Source organism: Kitasatospora dryopteridis (assembly GCF_050749075.1).
Taxonomy (GTDB): Bacteria; Actinomycetota; Actinomycetes; order Streptomycetales; family Streptomycetaceae; genus Kitasatospora.
On the sequence record NZ_CP192749.1, the window covers coordinates 5608641 to 5624061 of the forward strand.

The 15421-nt window shown below is 71.1% G+C and carries 11 protein-coding genes and 2 pseudogenes; 4 read left to right on the forward strand and 9 right to left on the reverse strand.

Annotation, left to right across the window (positions count from 1 at the left end; all coding sequences use genetic code 11):
- Positions 1-58 precede the first annotated feature (58 nt).
- The gene (tal, locus tag ACQ614_RS25285) at positions 59-1198 is read right to left on the reverse strand and encodes a transaldolase (RefSeq protein ID WP_363492322.1); all 1140 of its coding nucleotides are present in this window, start codon (positions 1196-1198) and stop codon (positions 59-61) included.
- Positions 1199-1292: 94 nt separating this feature from the next.
- The gene (gene tkt, locus ACQ614_RS25290; protein WP_431680955.1) at positions 1293-3392 is read right to left on the reverse strand and encodes a transketolase; all 2100 of its coding nucleotides are present in this window, start codon (positions 3390-3392) and stop codon (positions 1293-1295) included.
- A gap of 457 nt (positions 3393-3849) precedes the next feature.
- Here tkt and ACQ614_RS25295 point away from each other — a divergent pair, with 457 nt between their 5' ends.
- A complete protein-coding gene (locus ACQ614_RS25295; protein ID WP_431680956.1) occupies positions 3850-4791 on the forward strand; it encodes a heme o synthase in 942 nt (313 codons plus the stop codon).
- Positions 4792-4874: 83 nt separating this feature from the next.
- On the opposite strand, the gene ACQ614_RS25300 is transcribed toward ACQ614_RS25295, so the two are convergent.
- Entirely contained in the window at positions 4875-6473 is a 1599-nt protein-coding gene (locus tag ACQ614_RS25300; RefSeq protein WP_431680957.1) for a phytoene desaturase family protein, read from the reverse strand.
- An 82-nt stretch (positions 6474-6555) separates the two neighbouring features.
- A complete protein-coding gene (locus ACQ614_RS25305) occupies positions 6556-7197 on the reverse strand; it encodes a DUF2461 domain-containing protein (RefSeq protein ID WP_431680958.1) in 642 nt (213 codons plus the stop codon).
- A gap of 85 nt (positions 7198-7282) precedes the next feature.
- On the opposite strand from ACQ614_RS25305, the gene ACQ614_RS25310 reads away from it, so the two are divergent.
- A complete protein-coding gene (locus tag ACQ614_RS25310; protein ID WP_431680959.1) occupies positions 7283-7615 on the forward strand; it encodes a hypothetical protein in 333 nt (110 codons plus the stop codon).
- Between the two features lie 117 nt (positions 7616-7732).
- Here the strand turns inward: ACQ614_RS25310 and ACQ614_RS25315 are convergent, their stop codons facing one another.
- The 3 genes and pseudogenes from ACQ614_RS25315 to ACQ614_RS25325 form a co-directional block, all read right to left on the reverse strand.
- Complete coding sequence (locus tag ACQ614_RS25315) at positions 7733-8686, reverse strand: COX15/CtaA family protein (RefSeq protein WP_431680960.1); 954 nt, start codon at positions 8684-8686, stop codon at positions 7733-7735.
- Positions 8687-8768: 82 nt separating this feature from the next.
- Positions 8769-10301, reverse strand: coding sequence for an acyltransferase family protein (locus tag ACQ614_RS25320; protein WP_431684021.1), 1533 nt, complete (start codon positions 10299-10301; stop codon positions 8769-8771).
- A 386-nt stretch (positions 10302-10687) separates the two neighbouring features.
- Positions 10688-11722, reverse strand: a pseudogene (locus ACQ614_RS25325) (glycosyltransferase); the annotation flags it as partial.
- A gap of 2 nt (positions 11723-11724) precedes the next feature.
- On the opposite strand from ACQ614_RS25325, the gene ACQ614_RS25330 reads away from it, so the two are divergent.
- On the forward strand, positions 11725-12369 hold the full coding sequence (locus ACQ614_RS25330; protein WP_431680961.1) for a hypothetical protein: 645 nt from the start codon (positions 11725-11727) through the stop codon (positions 12367-12369).
- Here ACQ614_RS25330 and ACQ614_RS25335 read toward each other — a convergent pair.
- Both ACQ614_RS25335 and ACQ614_RS25340 read right to left on the reverse strand, forming a co-directional pair.
- Positions 12270-13532, reverse strand: a pseudogene (locus ACQ614_RS25335) (bifunctional polysaccharide deacetylase/glycosyltransferase family 2 protein); the annotation flags it as partial. The gene ACQ614_RS25330 and the pseudogene ACQ614_RS25335 overlap by 100 nt on opposite strands.
- A 45-nt stretch (positions 13533-13577) precedes the next feature.
- A complete protein-coding gene (locus ACQ614_RS25340) occupies positions 13578-14051 on the reverse strand; it encodes a hypothetical protein (RefSeq protein WP_431680963.1) in 474 nt (157 codons plus the stop codon).
- A 253-nt stretch (positions 14052-14304) separates the two neighbouring features.
- On the opposite strand from ACQ614_RS25340, the gene ACQ614_RS25345 reads away from it, so the two are divergent.
- Complete coding sequence (locus ACQ614_RS25345; protein WP_431684022.1) at positions 14305-15399, forward strand: glycoside hydrolase family 26 protein; 1095 nt, start codon at positions 14305-14307, stop codon at positions 15397-15399.
- Positions 15400-15421 lie beyond the last annotated feature (22 nt).

Genomic DNA, 15421 nt, shown 5'->3' on the forward strand with positions numbered 1-15421 from the left:
GGTGGTGCTCACTGGTGTTTGGCTCCGCTCTCCGTGCGCTTGGTCGTGAGCAGTGACGTCAGTTCTGGTCGCCGTGTGCGGCGAGCGAGGCCGAGACGGTCTCCAGCAGTTCCTTCCAGGAGACCTCGAACTTCTCGACGCCCTCGTCCTCCAGCACCTGGACGACGTCGTCGTAGTCGACGCCGGCCGCGGCGACGGCGTCCATCACGGCCTTGGCGTCGGCGTAGTTCGGGGTGACGGTGTCACCGGTGACCACGCCGTGGTCGTCGGTGGCGTTGAGGGTGGCCTCCGGCATGGTGTTGACGGTGCCCGGGGCGGCCAGCTCGGTCACGTACAGGGTGTCCGGCAGGTTCGGGTCCTTGACGCCGGTGGACGCCCACAGCGGACGCTGCGGCTTGGCGCCGGCGGCCTCCAGGGCCTTCCAGCGGTCCGAGCCGTCGCGCTTGGCGTCGACCGAGCCGAAGACCTCCTCGTACGCCTGGTAGGCGAGGCGGGCGTTGGCCACACCGGCCTTGGAGCGCAGCTCCTTGGCGTCGCCGCCGACCTTGTCGAGGCGCTTGTCGATCTCGGTGTCCACGCGGGAGACGAAGAAGGACGCGACCGACTCGATCTGCGAGAGGTCGAGGCCCGCGGCCTTGGCCTTCTCCAGGCCGGCCAGGTAGGCGTCCATCACGGCGCGGTAGCGCTCCAGCGAGAAGATCAGCGTGACGTTGACGCTGATGCCCCGGCCGATGACCTCGGTGATGGCGGGCAGGCCGGCCTTGGTGGCGGGGATCTTGATGAACACGTTCGGGCGGTCCACCAGCCACCACAGCTGCTTGGCCTCGGCGATCGTGGCCGCGGTCTCGTGCGCCAGGCGCGGGTCGACCTCGATCGACACCCGGCCGTCGCGGCCGTTGGAGGCGTCGTAGACCGGGCGCAGCACGTCGGCCGCGTCGCGCACGTCCGAGGTGGTGATCATGCGGACGGCCTCGTCCACGGTGACCTTGCGGACCGCCAGGTCGTTCAGCTGGCCGTCGTACGCGGCGCTGCCGCCGCCGATGGCCTTCTGGAAGATGGTCGGGTTGGTGGTGACACCGACGACGTGCTTCTCCTGCACCAGCTCGGCCAGGTTGCCGCTGTTGAGCCGGTCGCGGCTGAGGTCGTCCAGCCAGATCGCCACGCCTTCGTCGCTGAGGCGCTTCAGAGCGTCAGTCATGGTGCTACATCCTCTTTGTTTCGTACGTCTGCTGTGGGGTCGTCAGACAGGCCGGGCATCCGATGTGCGGTCGGACACCCGGCCTGGAGCGCAGCTAGCGGGAGACGGCCTCGACCGTGCGGAGCGAGGCGCGGGCGGCGTTGGCCACGGCGTCGGCGGTCAGGCCGAACTCCTGGAACAGCACCTTGTAGTCGGCGGAGGCACCGAAGTGCTCCAGGCTGATGATCCGGCCGGCGTCGCCGACCAGCTCGCGCCAGCCCTGGGCGATGCCCGCCTCGACGGAGACCCGGGCGCGGACGTTCGGCGGCAGGACGCTGTCGCGGTACGCCTGGTCCTGCTCGTTGAACCACTCGATCGACGGCATGGAGACCACGCGGGTCGGGATGCCGTCCGCCTCCAGGGCCTCGCGGGCCTGGACGGCCAGCTGGACCTCGGAACCGGTGCCGATCAGGATCACCTTCGGCGAGGCGCCCTCGGCCTCGGCCAGCACGTAGCCGCCCTTGGCCGCGCCCTCGGCGGAGCCGAACACCTCGCGGTCGTAGGTGGGCACGCCCTGGCGGGTGAGCGCCAGGCCGACCGGGCCGGGGTGGCTGGTCTGCCGCTCCAGGATGGTGCGCCAGACGACGGCCGTCTCGTTGGCGTCGCCGGGGCGGACCACCGCGAGGCCGGGGATGGCGCGCAGCGCGGCCAGGTGCTCGACCGGCTGGTGGGTGGGGCCGTCCTCGCCGAGGCCGATGGAGTCGTGCGTCCACACGTAGGTGACGGGGATCTTCATCAGGGCGGCGAGGCGGACGGCCGGGCGCATGTAGTCGGAGAACACCAGGAAGGTGCCGCCGTAGATGCGGGTGCGGCCGTGCAGCGCGATGCCGTTCATGATCGCGCCCATGGCGTGCTCGCGGATGCCGAAGTGGATCGTCCGGCCGTACGGCGAGGCGGTCTTCAGCGGGTTGCTCGCCGGGAGGAAGGACGACTCCTCGTCGATGGTGGTGAGGTTGGACTCGGCGAGGTCCGCCGAACCGCCCCACAGCTCCGGGATGTGCTTGCCGACGGCCTTCAGCGTGTCGCCGGAGGCCTTGCGGGTCGCGACGTCCTTGCCGGCCGGGAAGACCGGGAGGGCCTTCTCCCAGCCGTCGGGCAGCTCGCCGATCTGGATGCGGTCGAACTCGGCGGCGCGCTCCGGGTTCGCGGCACGCCACGCATGGAAGGAGGCCTCCCACTCGGCGCGGGCGGCCTTGCCGCGGTGCACGACCTGGCGGGCGTGCTCGACGACCTGCTCGGTGACCTCGAAGGTCTTCTCCGGCGAGAAGCCGAGGACCTTCTTGGTGGCGGCGATCTCGGCGTCGCCGAGCGCGGAGCCGTGCGCCTTCGCGGTGTCCTGGGCGTTCGGTGCCGGCCAGGCGATGATGGTGCGCATCGCGATGATGGACGGGCGCTCGGTCTCCGCCTTGGCCGCCGCCAGCGCGGTGGCCAGCGCGTGCACGTCGACGTCGCCGTCGGACTTCGGCGTGATCCGCTGGACGTGCCAGCCGTACGCCTCGTAGCGGGCGAGGACGTCCTCGGAGAAGGCCGTCTCGGTGTCGCCCTCGATGGAGATGTGGTTGTCGTCGTAGAGCGCGACCAGGTTGCCCAGCTTCTGGTGGCCGGCCAGCGAGGACGCCTCGGCGGAGACGCCCTCCTCCAGGTCGCCGTCGGAGACGATCGCCCAGATCGTGTGGTCGAAGGGGGACTCGCCCGCCGGGGACTCCGGGTCGAACAGGCCGCGCTCGTAGCGGGCGGCCATCGCCATGCCCACCGCGTTGGCGACGCCCTGGCCGAGCGGGCCGGTGGTGGTCTCGACACCGGCGGTGTGGCCGTGCTCCGGGTGGCCCGGGGTGCGGCTGCCGGCGACCCGGAAGGCCTTCAGGTCGTCCAGGGACAGACCGTAGCCCGACAGGTACAGCTGGGTGTAGAGAGTCAGCGACGTGTGGCCGGGGGAGAGGACGAAGCGGTCACGGCCGACCCAGGCCGGGTCGGTGGGGTCGTGCCGCAGGAAGCGCTGGAAGATCACGTACGCGGCCGGGGCCAGCGACATCGCGGTGCCCGGGTGGCCGTTGCCCACCTTCTGCACGGCGTCCATCGCGAGGACCCGGGCCGTGTCGACGGTCCGCTGGTCCAGTTCGGTCCATTCGAAAGCGTTCGTCGGCGTGGTGCTCACCCTGTCTCAGGGCTCCTTCCTGGTGGTGAAGAGTGACCCCGTGAAGGGGACCGGGTCGGCCACGTCGCTGTGGTCCTGACGTTCGCTGGTGCCGGTCACGGAGGGTTGATCCCGCTTCTCTGTGCGAGCCTACCGCCCGGGAGGGCCCTCACCCTGCGTGCCGGGACAACCGGGGTGGCGGTATCGGCATTCCCGAAAGGCTGCGCAGCCCTCTGTCCTACCCTCACGCGGATGCGAACGGTCCGCTCGTCCGAGGGGCAAGACGCGCGGGGCGCCCGCGCCCGGCGTCATCTGCGGCGATTCACCCGCGGGTGTGCGGCTCCGGCTCGCCGGGGCACCCCGGGGCCGGACGGGACATATGGAGCGTCTAAGGTGGCGTGGTACGCGCAGCGCGGACGCACCGGAGCCCACGGGCCCAGAGGACGCCTGTGGAAGTTCATCGTGAGTTGGGGTGTTCGTGACCGCCGTCGAAACCCGCCCTGCCGGGGCGGTCGGGGCGACGCCTGCGCACCGGCCGTTCGGGGCCCGTGTCGGGGCGTTCGTCGCACTGACCAAGCCTCGGATCATCGAGCTGCTGCTGATCACCACCGTGCCGGTGATGTTCCTCGCGGAGCAGGGTGTACCGGACCCGTGGCTGGTCGTCAAGGTCGTGATCGGCGGCTACCTCTCCGCGGGCGGCGCCAACGCACTCAACATGTACATCGACCGCGACATCGACGCGGTGATGTCGCGGACCGAGCGTCGGCCGATCGTCACCGGCATGGTGTCGCCGCGCGAGGCGCTGGTCTTCGGCATCGCCCTCGCGATCGGCTCCACGGTGTGGCTGGGAGCCCTGGTCAACGCGCTGTCCTCGGCGCTCGCCCTCGCGGCACTCCTCTTCTACGTCTTCGTCTACACGCTCGGCCTCAAGCGCCGGACGGCGCAGAACATCGTCTGGGGCGGCATCGCCGGCTGCATGCCGGTGTTCGTCGGCTGGGCGGCGGTGACCAACTCGCTCTCCTGGTCCGCGCTGGTCCTCTTCCTGGTCATCTTCTTCTGGACGCCGCCGCACTACTGGCCGCTGTCGATGAAGGTCCGCGAGGACTACGCCAAGGCCGGCGTCCCGATGCTCCCGGTGATCAAGGGCAACCTCGCGGTCGCCCGGCAGATCGTCGCCTACTCCTGGGTGATGGTGGCCGTCTCGCTGGCCCTGTGGCCGCTCGGCCACACCAGCTGGCTGTACCCGGTCTCCGCGGTCGTCCTCGGCGGCTTCTGGCTGAAGGAGGCGCACGGCCTGCACGCCCGCGCCAAGGCCGGGGTCGTGGGCGCCAAGCTCAAGGAGATGCGCCTCTTCCACTGGTCCATCACCTACCTGACCCTGCTCTTCGTGGTCATCGCGGTGGACCCGTTCGTCAAGTAACGGCGACCGACCCGAACACACCGGAGCCCCGGGGCCTGCGCCCCGGGGCTCCGTCGTTCCCGCCGTTCCTGCGTCCTGACGCCCTACCGGCCGAGGACGGCCATCGCGGCGTTGTGACCGGGGATGCCGCTGACGCCGCCGCCGCGGACGGCGCCGGCGCCGCAGAGCAGGACGTTCGGGTGTCCGGTGGCCACGCCCCAGCGGTCGGCCGGGTCGTCGCCGTAGGGGAAGGCGAGGTCCCGGTGGAAGATGTTGCCGCCGGGCAGGCCGAGGTCGGCCTCCAGGTCGAGCGGGCTCTTGGCCTCGATGCAGGGGCGGCCGTCGGCGTCCACGGCCAGGCAGTCCTCCAGCGGCTCGTCGAGGGCGTCCTGCAGCGGGCGCAGCACCGCCTCCAGGGCGGCCGCCCGGGCGCCCTCCGGATCGCCGGCGAAGAGCCGGGCGGGCTGGTGCACGCCGAACAGGGTCAGCGTGTGGAAGCCCTGCGCGGCCAGGTCGGGTCCGAGGATCGACGGGTCGGTCAGCGAGTGGCAGTAGATCTCCGACGGCGCAGGGGCGGGCAGCCTGCCGTCGGCGGCCTGCCGGTAGGCGGTCTCCAGTTCGGTGTACGACTCGGCGAGGTGCAGCGTGCCGGCGAAGGCGTCGCGCGGGTCCACCGAGGTGTCCCGGAGCCGGGGCAGCCGCCGCAGCAGCATGTTCACCTTCAGCTGGGAGCCGACCGGGGCGGGCTCCGGCGGTGCCTCGCCGAGCAGGGCGGCGAGGGTGTGCGGGGCTGCGTTGCACAGCACCGTCCCGGCACCCACCCGGTGCTCGCCCGCCGCGTCGCGGTAGGCGACCTCGGCGGCTCCGCCCGGGCTGCCCGGGTCGACCGCCGTCGCCTCGCAGCCGGTGAGGATCTCCGCGCCGGCGGCCAGCGCCGCGTCGGCGAGGGCGTCGGTGAGGGCGCCCATGCCGCCCACCGGCACGTTCCAGTCGCCGGTGCCCCCGCCGATCACGTGGTAGAGGAAGCAGCGGTTCTGCCGCAGCGAGGGGTCGTGGGCGTGAGTGAAGGTGCCGATCAGGGCGTCCGTCAGCACCACGCCGCGCACCAGGTCGTCGGTGAGCGAGGCCTCCACGGCCTCGCCGATCGGCCGCTCGAACAGCGCCTCCCAGGCCGCCGGGTCGTCGATCCGCCGACGCAGCTCGTCCCGGGTGGGCAGCGGTTCGGTCAGCGAGGGGAAGACCCGCTCGGCGACCCGGCCGGTCCTCGCGTAGAACTCCTGCCAGGCCGTGAAGTCCCGGTCGGAGCCGGTGAGGCTGCGGAAGGAGGCGGCGGTGCGGGCCCCGTCCGCCTGGTCGACCAGCAGGCCCGTCGGCTTCCCGCCGCGGACGGCCGGCGTGTACGAGGAGATCCGCCGTCGGCGCACCTCGAACCGCAGCCCCAGCTCGTCGACGATCTTCTGCGGCAGGAGGCTCACCAGGTACGAGTACCGGGACAGCCGGGCCGCCATCCCCGGGAACGCCTCGGTGGAGACCGCCGCGCCGCCCGTTCTGCCCAGCCGCTCCAGGACGAGCACGCTCCGCCCGGCACGCGCCAGGTAGGCGGCGGCGACCAGGCCGTTGTGGCCGCCGCCGACCACGACCACGTCGTAGCGGCCGCGGGAAGGGGTCCGGGGGGAGGGCGCGTCACCTCGAACGGGCTGCATGCGGCAGTCCTACCAGAGGCGGCGCGGGGCGGCCAGAGTGCGGACAGGAGTGTCGTGAGGGTGCGCGGATGTCGGGCGGACGTCAGCGCGGCGGCAGCTCGCTGGGGCCGACGTGGCCGTCCAGCCAGTCCTTGAGCGGCCGGGACGCCCGCAGGAAGCCGGCGATCCGGTCGTACGCCTCCGCGGTGCCCAGCCAGGGCTCCGGCTCCCACTCCTGCCAGGCGATCAGGCCCTTGTTGCGCAGCAGTCCGATCCGCGGGTGGTCCTTCGGGTAGCCGCGCGGCGCGGACTTCAGCGGGTCGCGGCCGACCACCGATGGCCCGGCCTCCTCCACGGCGGTGATCACCCGCTCCAGCTCGGCGCCGGTGACGTCCTCCGCGACCGCCTCCCGGTAGCGGGCCAGCTGGTCGGGGGCGAGCTGGTACATGCCGTTGCCGCAGGCCAGGCCGTCCGCCGACAGCTGGACGTAGCCGCCGGCCTCCAGGAACGCGCCGATGTGCGTCTTGTACGGCGACTTGTCGGCGCTGAACCGGACGTCCCGGTTGGGGCGGAAGATCTTGCCGGGGCCGAACTCGTCCTCCAGGGCGTCCAGCAGATCGGCCATGGGTGTACGCACGGTCCGCTCGTACCGGTCCTTGTGGGCCGTCCAGAAGGTCTTGGAGTTGTCCGCCTCCAGCTGCTCGTAGAACTCGAGCGCCTCGGCGGGCCAGCCATCGAAGGTCATCCCCACACCCTAGGGCGCGGCGGTGTGGCCCGCTGCACACCTTGTCGGCGTCGCCAGCATGTCTACCGCTCGGTAGCATGCGGGCATGACCAGCGCAGAGACCGCCACCCCCGCCGCGCAGGACGCCCGCGCCGAGCGCCGCGCCAAGCGCATCGCCAAGCACATCACCGCCTTCGCCGCGCAGCACGGCGGCAGCGCGGACGGCGTCGTCGAGTACGTCGGCCGCACCGCCACCCGGATCGTCCTCGTCGGGGCGGACGGTGCGTGGGGCGACCAGGTCGCCCCGACCTACGCCATCGGGCAGCGCGCCGCCCAGCTGGCCGGCGTCACCCTGCACGACACCTTCGAGGGCGAGCTCGGCCTCAAGGTGAAGACCGGCGCCTACGAGTGGAAGCGCATGGCGGGCATCCAGATCTGAGGCAAACCACGCAGGGGCGCGGGGAACTGCGCGCAACGGAAGAGACGGCGATCTGCCCTTCCGATTCGCGCAGTTCCCCGCGCCCCTGTTCTGTGCTCGCCCCTCGGGGGCGTGGCCTCAGGTGGCCTGGACGAGTTGGGCGGGGACGGGGGCCGGGTCGGGGGTGGGGCGGGTGCGGAGCGCCAGCGGGATGCGGACGGCGGCGGCCCAGGTGAGGGCGGCGCCGAACATGTGCAGGCCGACCATGAGTTCGGGGGCGTCGGTGAAGTACTGGACGAAGCCGAGGACGCCCTGCAGCAGCAGCAGGACCAGCAGGTCCCTGACCCGGGCACGGGCCGCCTTCGGGGCCTTCACCGCGGCGAGGACGAACACCGCCGCGAGCGCCAGGCCGACCGAGAGGAAGGCCAGGTCGGCGTGGGCCTGGGCGAGGCGGTCGTAGTCGACCGGGATGCGCCAGACGTCGCTGGAGGAGCCGGGGTGGTGGCCCGCGCCGGTGACCAGGGTGCCGGCGGCGACCAGCAGGCCGACCACCGTCACCAGCAGGTACGAGAGCTGGTGCAGCGGCCGCGGGACGAGGAGTTCGGGTGCGCCGTCGCCCTCCTTGGTGCGCTCCCACTGCAGCACCGCGACCCAGACCAGGCCCATCGCGGCGACCATGTGCACCGCCACCACGTACGGGTTGAGCCCGGTGAGCACGGTGATACCGCCGATCACGGCGTTGCTCATCACCAGCCAGAACTGGGCCCAGCCGAGCCGGGTGAGCGAGCGCCGCCACGGCTTGGCGCAGCGGGCGGCCAGGGTGGCCCAGGCGATCGCCGCGCACAGCACGTAGGTGAGCATCCGGTTGGTGAACTCGATGACGCCGTGCACGCCCATCTCGGGCGTGGGCGTCAGGCTCTCGCCGGTGCAGCGGGGCCAGGTGGTGCAGCCGAGGCCGGAGGCGGTGAGGCGGACGGCGCCGCCGGTGACCACGATGACCACGCTCATCACCAGCGCGGACAGCGCCGCGCGGCGGACGGTCGCGGCCGACGGGTGCCAGCGGTCGGCGAGGATGGCGGTGGGGGTGAACACCGCTTCATCCTAGATTGCCCTTATCCGATCACCGACCGCCGGGCCGCCACCGGGCCGATGCCGGGTGACGGCCCCGCCGCCGTCAGACGGCCGCCCTCCGCCGGCCGCCGGGACGGCGCCGCGGGTAGGGGAAGAGCCGCAGCGGGCGCTTGGCGGCGAGGTCCTCGACCCAGCCGAAGGAGGCCACGCAGAGCGTGATCAACAGGACGGTCACGGTGAGGGCGAACCAGTCGCTGTCGATCAGCCACGGCGTGTTGTCCACCACGAGGTCCACCGTCCACAGCTTCTGGATCATTCCGACGGCGAAGGTCAGGGTGATGTTGTGCCAGAGGTAGATGGTCACCGCGCGGGAGTTGAGCAGGCTGATGATGCCGTTGAAGCGTTCCAGGCGCGGCGGCCATTGCTCCCAGGAGGGGCTCAGGAACAGCAGGAGCAGGACGCAGCCGAAGGACCAGACGGCCTGCGCGGTCGGCACACCGTCGAGTTCGAGCGGGATGCCGGGCTCCTCCTCGGGCAGCGAGAGGAAGTACCAGATGCCTGCGACCATCACCAGCGGCGCGACCGAGGGGATGACGTACTGCGGGATGCGGGCCATCAGGCCCTCCTGGCGGGCCATGCCGAGCATCCAGCAGGAGCCGTAGGTGGTGATGTCGAAGACGACGTCCCAGAAGCGGCCGCCCTCGTCGAAGCCGGTGAGCGCGAAGGTGATCGACACGGCGACCGGCACGAGCACGGCCGGCCAGCCGAACCGGTGGATCGCCTTCCGCAGCAGCGGGGAGAGCAGCACGAACCAGAGGTAGGCGCGCAGGTACCAGAGCGGTTCGACCGCGGGTGAACCCCAGGTGGTCTCCAGGACGCCGTGGAACCCGTGCAGCGTGTGCGCGAACGGCGGGTCGCTGAACGGCACGATCCAGAAGGCGAGGTCCGCCCACCAGGTCGTCTCGTGGTTCGGCGTGGGGCGCCACCCGTCCAGGACCATGCCGGTGATGGCGATCGCGCCGAACAGCCACATCGGCGGCAGCAGGCGGCGCAGACGGCCGCGGATGACACCCAGTGCCGGGCGGCTCAGCGAGCGCGCCATCAGGGAGCCCGCCAGCGCGAACATCACGCCCATCGACGGGAAGAGCAGCGGCATCCAGGCCCAGCCGAACAGGTGGTAGAGGACGACGCGGACGATCGCCAGGGCGCGCAGCAGATCGAGGTAACGGTCGCGGCCACCGCCGCGGCGGGCGGGCTTGGCCTCCTCGGCGGCCTCGGCCTCGTGCACGGCCTCCTCGCCGGGCGTGCCCGGGGGGCGGGCGTACTGGGCGTCGAAGGCCTTGGCGAGCGCCGCCAACTCGTCCGGGACGCGCAGCTTGAGGGTTTCCTCGTGCCGGGGCACGGTGCTGCGGCCCGCGGCGGGGGCGGAGGTCCAGTCGGGCTCCGGTGCGGCGGGCTTCTCGAAGGAGGGCCGTTCGGCGGTGCGCTGCGCGGTCGGTGCCGGACGCGCCTCGGGACGCGCCTCGGTGCGTTCCGGGGAACGTCGGGGACCGGGCAGGTTCGCGGCGTCCGGGGTGCGTCGCTGCGGCGTCGCCCCGGCGTGGGAGCCGGGCGGCGGCGGGACGCGCAGGGCCATGGTCTCGTCGGGGGAGGAGCCGTTGCGAGCGCTGCGGTCGGGCCCACCGGGGCGCTCGGGCGCGCGGTACGGCGGTGTCTGCGGGCGCGGTGTGCGGCCCTCGGGGCCGGGCGGGACGTCGGCGGTGCCGGGCCGCTGCGAAGGTCGCGGCCGGCTTCCGGCGTCCGTTCCCGGGGCATGGTTCGGACTGCCCGGTGTCTGCCGGGGCCGGTCGTTCGCATGCGGCGAATGCGGTCGGCCCGGCATGCCCTCCGGCGCCGTCGGACCGGCGCCGTCCCGGGTGCCGGGACGGCCCGGGCCGCTCGGAGGGGCGGCGTCCTCGGCGGGCCGGGGACGCTTGCGCGGGGTGAAGAAGCTGTCAGCGGGCTCGGTGGGTTCGGGCACGGTCAGACCTCCACGATCGGGGCGGAGACCTCGCCGGTGCGCCGCAGCTTCTGCCAGCGCAGCCGGCCACCGGTGAGTGCGGTGATCGAGGACTGCAGCAGCACGAGGTACATGAGTTGCCGGTAGACGAGTTGCTGGACCGGCAGGGTGATCAGGTGGAAGGGCTTCTCGTTGTCCAGCCGGAAGGCGTAGTAGGCGAGCAGGCCCTGGACGGCGAGGACGCCGGCCCACGCGGTGAGTGTCCTGGGCGCGTCGACGAACAGGACGCCGTAGAGCAGGAAGAGGTCGATCACCGGGGCGAGCAGCGGCGCCAGGACGCCGAAGAGGACGACCAGCGGCAGACCGACCCGGCCGAAGCGGCCGCCGGGGCCGCGCTCGACGAGTGCGTGCCGGTGCTTCCACATCGCCTGCATGGTGCCGTAGCTCCAGCGGTAGCGCTGGGACCACAGCTGGCCCATGCTCGCCGGGGCCTCCGTCCAGGCGCGGGCCTTCTCGGCGTAGACGATCCGCCAGCCGTCGCGGAGCAGCGCCATGGTGACGTCGGTGTCCTCGGCGAGGGTGTCCTCGCTCATGCCGCCGACGCGCTCCAGGGCGGAGCAGCGGAAGGCGCCGACCGCGCCGGGGATGGTCGGCATGATGTTGAGGACGTCGTACATCCGGCGGTCCAGGTTGAAGCCCATCACGTACTCGATGTGCTGCCAGGCGCCGATCAGGCTGTTGCGGTTGCCGACCTTGGCGTTGCCCGCCACCGCGCCGATGGTGGGATCGCCGAAGGGCTGGACGAGCTCGTGGACGGTGGAGGGCTCGAAGACGGTGTCGCCGTCCATCATCACGACGATGTCGTGCGAGGCGTTGGCGATGCCGGTGTTCAGGGCCTGCGGCTTGCCGCCGTTGGGCTTGGTGATCAGGCGGACGCCGGGCAGGTCGAGCTCGCGGACGATCTTCGAGGTGTCGTCGCTGGAGCCGTCGTCGATGACGATGACCTCGATCGGGTGATCGCCGGCCATCAGCGAGTTCAGGGTGTTGGCGATGCACTGGAATGGAATGGAATGGAATGGAATGGAATGGAATGGAATGGAATGGAATGGAATGGAATGGAATGGAATGGAATGGAATGGAATGGAATGGAATGGAATGGAATGGAATGGAATGGAATGGAATGGAATGGAATGGAATGGAATGGAATGGAATGGAATGGAATGGAATGGAATGGAATGGAATGGAATGGAATGGAATGGAATGGAATGGAATGGAATGGAATGGAATGGAATGGAATGGAATGGAATGGAATGGAATGGAATGGAATGGAATGGAATGGAATGGAATGGAATGGAATGGAATGGAATGGAATGGAATGGAATGGAATGGAATGGAATGGAATGGAATGGAATGGAATGGAATGGAATGGAATGGAATGGAATGGAATGGAATGGAATGGAATGGAATGGAATGGAATGGAATGGAATGGAATGGAATGGAATGGAATGGAATGGAATGGAATGGAATGGAATGGAATGGAATGGAATGGTCGTGCGAGGCGTTGGCGATGCCGGTGTTCAGGGCCTGCGGCTTGCCGCCGTTGGGCTTGGTGATCAGGCGGACGCCGGGCAGGTCGAGCTCGCGGACGATCTTCGAGGTGTCGTCGCTGGAGCCGTCGTCGATGACGATGACCTCGATCGGGTGATCGCCGGCCATCAGCGAGTTCAGGGTGTTGGCGATGCACTCCTGCTCGTTGTAGGCGGGCACGAGAACGGTGACCGGCTCGGTGACCGGTGCTCCCCAGCTGAAGTCGGCCTTGCGGGTGCGTCGGACGTGCAGGGTGGCGAGCACCAGCATCAGGGCGAACCGGCCGAAGACCAGGCCGCCGGCGACGGCGAGCAGCGAGATGAGCCAGGGCAGCAGGTCCACCGAGAGCTGGGTGGCCCAGATGTACGCCTTGCCGGCCCACAGCTGGTAGCCGTGCACCTTGACCATGGTGTCGGAGCTGCCGAGCGCCTCGGCGGTGGTGGCGAAGCGGTAGTTGCGCTCCTCCAGGGTGTCGATGAGCTTGCCGACGGCCGCGACGGTCTGCGAGCGGTCGCCACCGGCGTCGTGCATCAGCACCATCGCGCCCTCGCCGTCCTTCTTCGGGATGGCGGCCTTCACGATGGCGTCCACGCCGGGGCGCTGCCAGTCCTCGGTGTCGGTGTCGATGAAGGTGGTGAGGTAGCCGCGGTCGCCGATCTCCTTGATCACCGGCCAGGTCCAGTCGTCCAGGGCGGCGGCGGTGGAGGAGTACGGCGGGCGGAAGAGCGAGCTGTGGACGCCGGCGACGCCGGCCAGGGCGAGCTGGGTCTGGCTCAGCTCGTAGGTGAGCCGGGCCTTGGACTGCAGGGAGAGATCGGGGTGGCTGAAGGTGTGCAGGCCGATCTCGTGGCCCTCGTCGACCATCCGGCGCACCAGGTCGGGGTGGTGCGCGGCCATCGCGCCGGTGATGAAGAAGCTGGCGTGCACCCCGCGGTCCTTGAGGACGTCGAGGAGCTGCGGCGTCCAGGTCGGGTCCGGGCCGTCGTCGAAGCTCAGCACGATGGTGTGGTCGGGGATCCGGTAGCTGACCGGTTCGTCGTTCTTGTCGCCGCGGGCATCGATGATCGGGCCGCCGGTGAGCAGGTTCTCCGGGACGGTGTCGCTGTCCGTCGACTCGGTCTTGCGGGTGTCGTGGAACACCTCGTTGGTGGCCATGCCGCGGAGCACCATCAGGCCCAGCAGGCAGACCAGGAGGGTCACCGGCAGGAAGAATCTCAGCGGCGGGGCGGCGACCCGGCGGGATCGGAGGACCGACTGCCGACGGTGCTGACTGCGGGACATGGGCTTTCCTGGTGACCGGTACAGGTTGCGGACGGCGGGGCCGACTCAGCGGCGCACGGTGGTGGTGGTCGTGCCGGCGGTGGCGGTGCCGGGCTTGGGGGTGGTCGTCGTCTTCGTCGTACCGGACCGGGTCGCGGTCGCCTTGGCGGTGCCGGCCTTGGTGGCGGAGCCGCTCGGCTTCGCGGAGGCGCTGCCCGAGTGGCGGACGGTGGTCGGCTTGGGAAAGCCGGACGCGGAGGCCGACGGGGAAGCGGACGCCGAGGGCGAGGGGCTCGGCGAGGCCTCGGCGGCGGGCGAGCCGAGGGAGGCCGGGAGCTCCAGCGGAGGGGCCTGGGCGACGGCGCCGAAGAGGCTGACGACCATGCCGACGGCGAAGAGCAGGCCGCCGCCGCCGACCAGCCAGCCCAGGTGTCGCAGCCGGCGCCCGCGGATGCCGGACTGGTCGACGAAGACCGGGGCCGGTTCGGCTCCGGCGGGTATGACCGGTTGGTCGTCGGTCTGCAGTTGGGAGGTGGGCATCGAGCTCCGGGCCCTTCGAGGTCGGCGCGTGCGGGCAGAACCGCCGCGTGCCAGACCGTAGTGCACCCGGTAGACCTGAATCGGAGTCAATGTCCGATACGGGGAGATATGCGGGGAGCTTGTGACCGTATCGAGACGTGGGGCAGGCGGCTTTAGCCCGTCCATGACCACCTCGTAGGATGCCCGGACACGCCGACCGATCCGCCCGGTCGGCCCTCGCCCAGACCCCCTGTACAGGAGCGGACGGCCCGTGATGAGACGACTTCCGGCACGCGGCCGCCCCGCCGCCCCGGCCCGCCTGCTCGCCGCACTGCTGCTGCCGCTGCTGCTGGTGGCGACCGGCTGCTCCGGCGAGCGGCTGGTGCCGGACGCGGTGCCCGCCGGGGCGAAGCCGAAGGGTGGCGGCGACGGCGACGACGCGGGGGACGGCGAGGACGCCGGGGAGTCCGCGGCGCCCGCGGCCACCGGCGAGCCGTACGACGTGTCCGCGCTGCGTTCCCCGCAGGGGCGGATGTTCGGCGTGGCCTCCGAGGGCGGGCCCGGCGACCTGGCGCCGGTCAAGGCCTTCGCGGCGAAGACGGGGAAGGCGCCCGACCTGCGGGAGTACTACCTGCTCTGGGGGGCGGCCTTCGAGCCGGCGGACAACGCCGCGTTGTGGGCGAACGGGCAGCTCCCACTGGTGTCCTGGGTGCCGGGCGACACCAGGCTCACCGAGATCGCCGACGGCAGCCAGGACGAGTACCTGTCGGGCTTCGCCGGCAAGGTGGCGCAGTACGGCGGCCCGCTCGCGCTGGCTCTCGCGCCCGAAATGAACAGCGGCTGGAACTCCTGGGGTGCGGAGCGGGCCACCCCGGCCGACTTCGTCGCTGCCTGGAAGCACGTCCACGACCTCTTCAAGAGTCAGGGCGTCACCAACGTGCTCTGGGTGTGGGCGCCGCACGTGTCCGACCAGCACTCCTCGGTCGCCCCGCGCCCGTACTACCCGGGCGACGCCTACGTGGACTGGGTCGGCATGGTCGGCTACTACGGCCCGGAGGACGGCAGCTCCTACGGAAGCCTGTTCGCGCCGATGGTGAAGAACCTCCGCGGGTTCACCAAGAAGCCGCTGCTGATCTCGGAGACCGGGGTGGCCGAGGGGCCGCAGAAGGTGCAGCAGGTCGACGACCTCTTCCGCGGCGCGGCCGGCACCCAGGGGCTGATCGGGCTGGTCTGGTTCGACCTGCAGAAGACCTGGCCGGGCAGCAAGTACCGGACGGACTGGCGGATCGACAGCTCGTCACCGGCCGCCGCGGCGGTCGGCAAGGCGGTCGGCGCGCACTCCTTCGGCCACCCGGCGCCGCGCGACTGACGGCAGGTCGGGCGGCGGCCCG

Bases quoted from the DNA above. Each gene is read 5' to 3' on its own strand.
- tal (WP_363492322.1), bottom strand. From the start codon at position 1,198: ATGACTGACGCTCTGAAGCGCCTCAGCGACGAAGGCGTGGCGATCTGG.
- ACQ614_RS25300 (WP_431680957.1), bottom strand. From the start codon at position 6,473: ATGCAGCCCGTTCGAGGTGACGCGCCCTCCCCCCGGACCCCTTCCCGC.
- ACQ614_RS25305 (WP_431680958.1), bottom strand. From the start codon at position 7,197: ATGACCTTCGATGGCTGGCCCGCCGAGGCGCTCGAGTTCTACGAGCAG.
- ACQ614_RS25310 (WP_431680959.1), top strand. From the start codon at position 7,283: ATGACCAGCGCAGAGACCGCCACCCCCGCCGCGCAGGACGCCCGCGCC.
- ACQ614_RS25320 (WP_431684021.1), bottom strand. From the start codon at position 10,301: ATGGCCCTGCGCGTCCCGCCGCCGCCCGGCTCCCACGCCGGGGCGACG.
- ACQ614_RS25330 (WP_431680961.1), top strand. From the start codon at position 11,725: ATGGAATGGAATGGAATGGAATGGAATGGAATGGAATGGAATGGAATG.
- ACQ614_RS25340 (WP_431680963.1), bottom strand. From the start codon at position 14,051: ATGCCCACCTCCCAACTGCAGACCGACGACCAACCGGTCATACCCGCC.
- ACQ614_RS25345 (WP_431684022.1), top strand. From the start codon at position 14,305: ATGAGACGACTTCCGGCACGCGGCCGCCCCGCCGCCCCGGCCCGCCTG.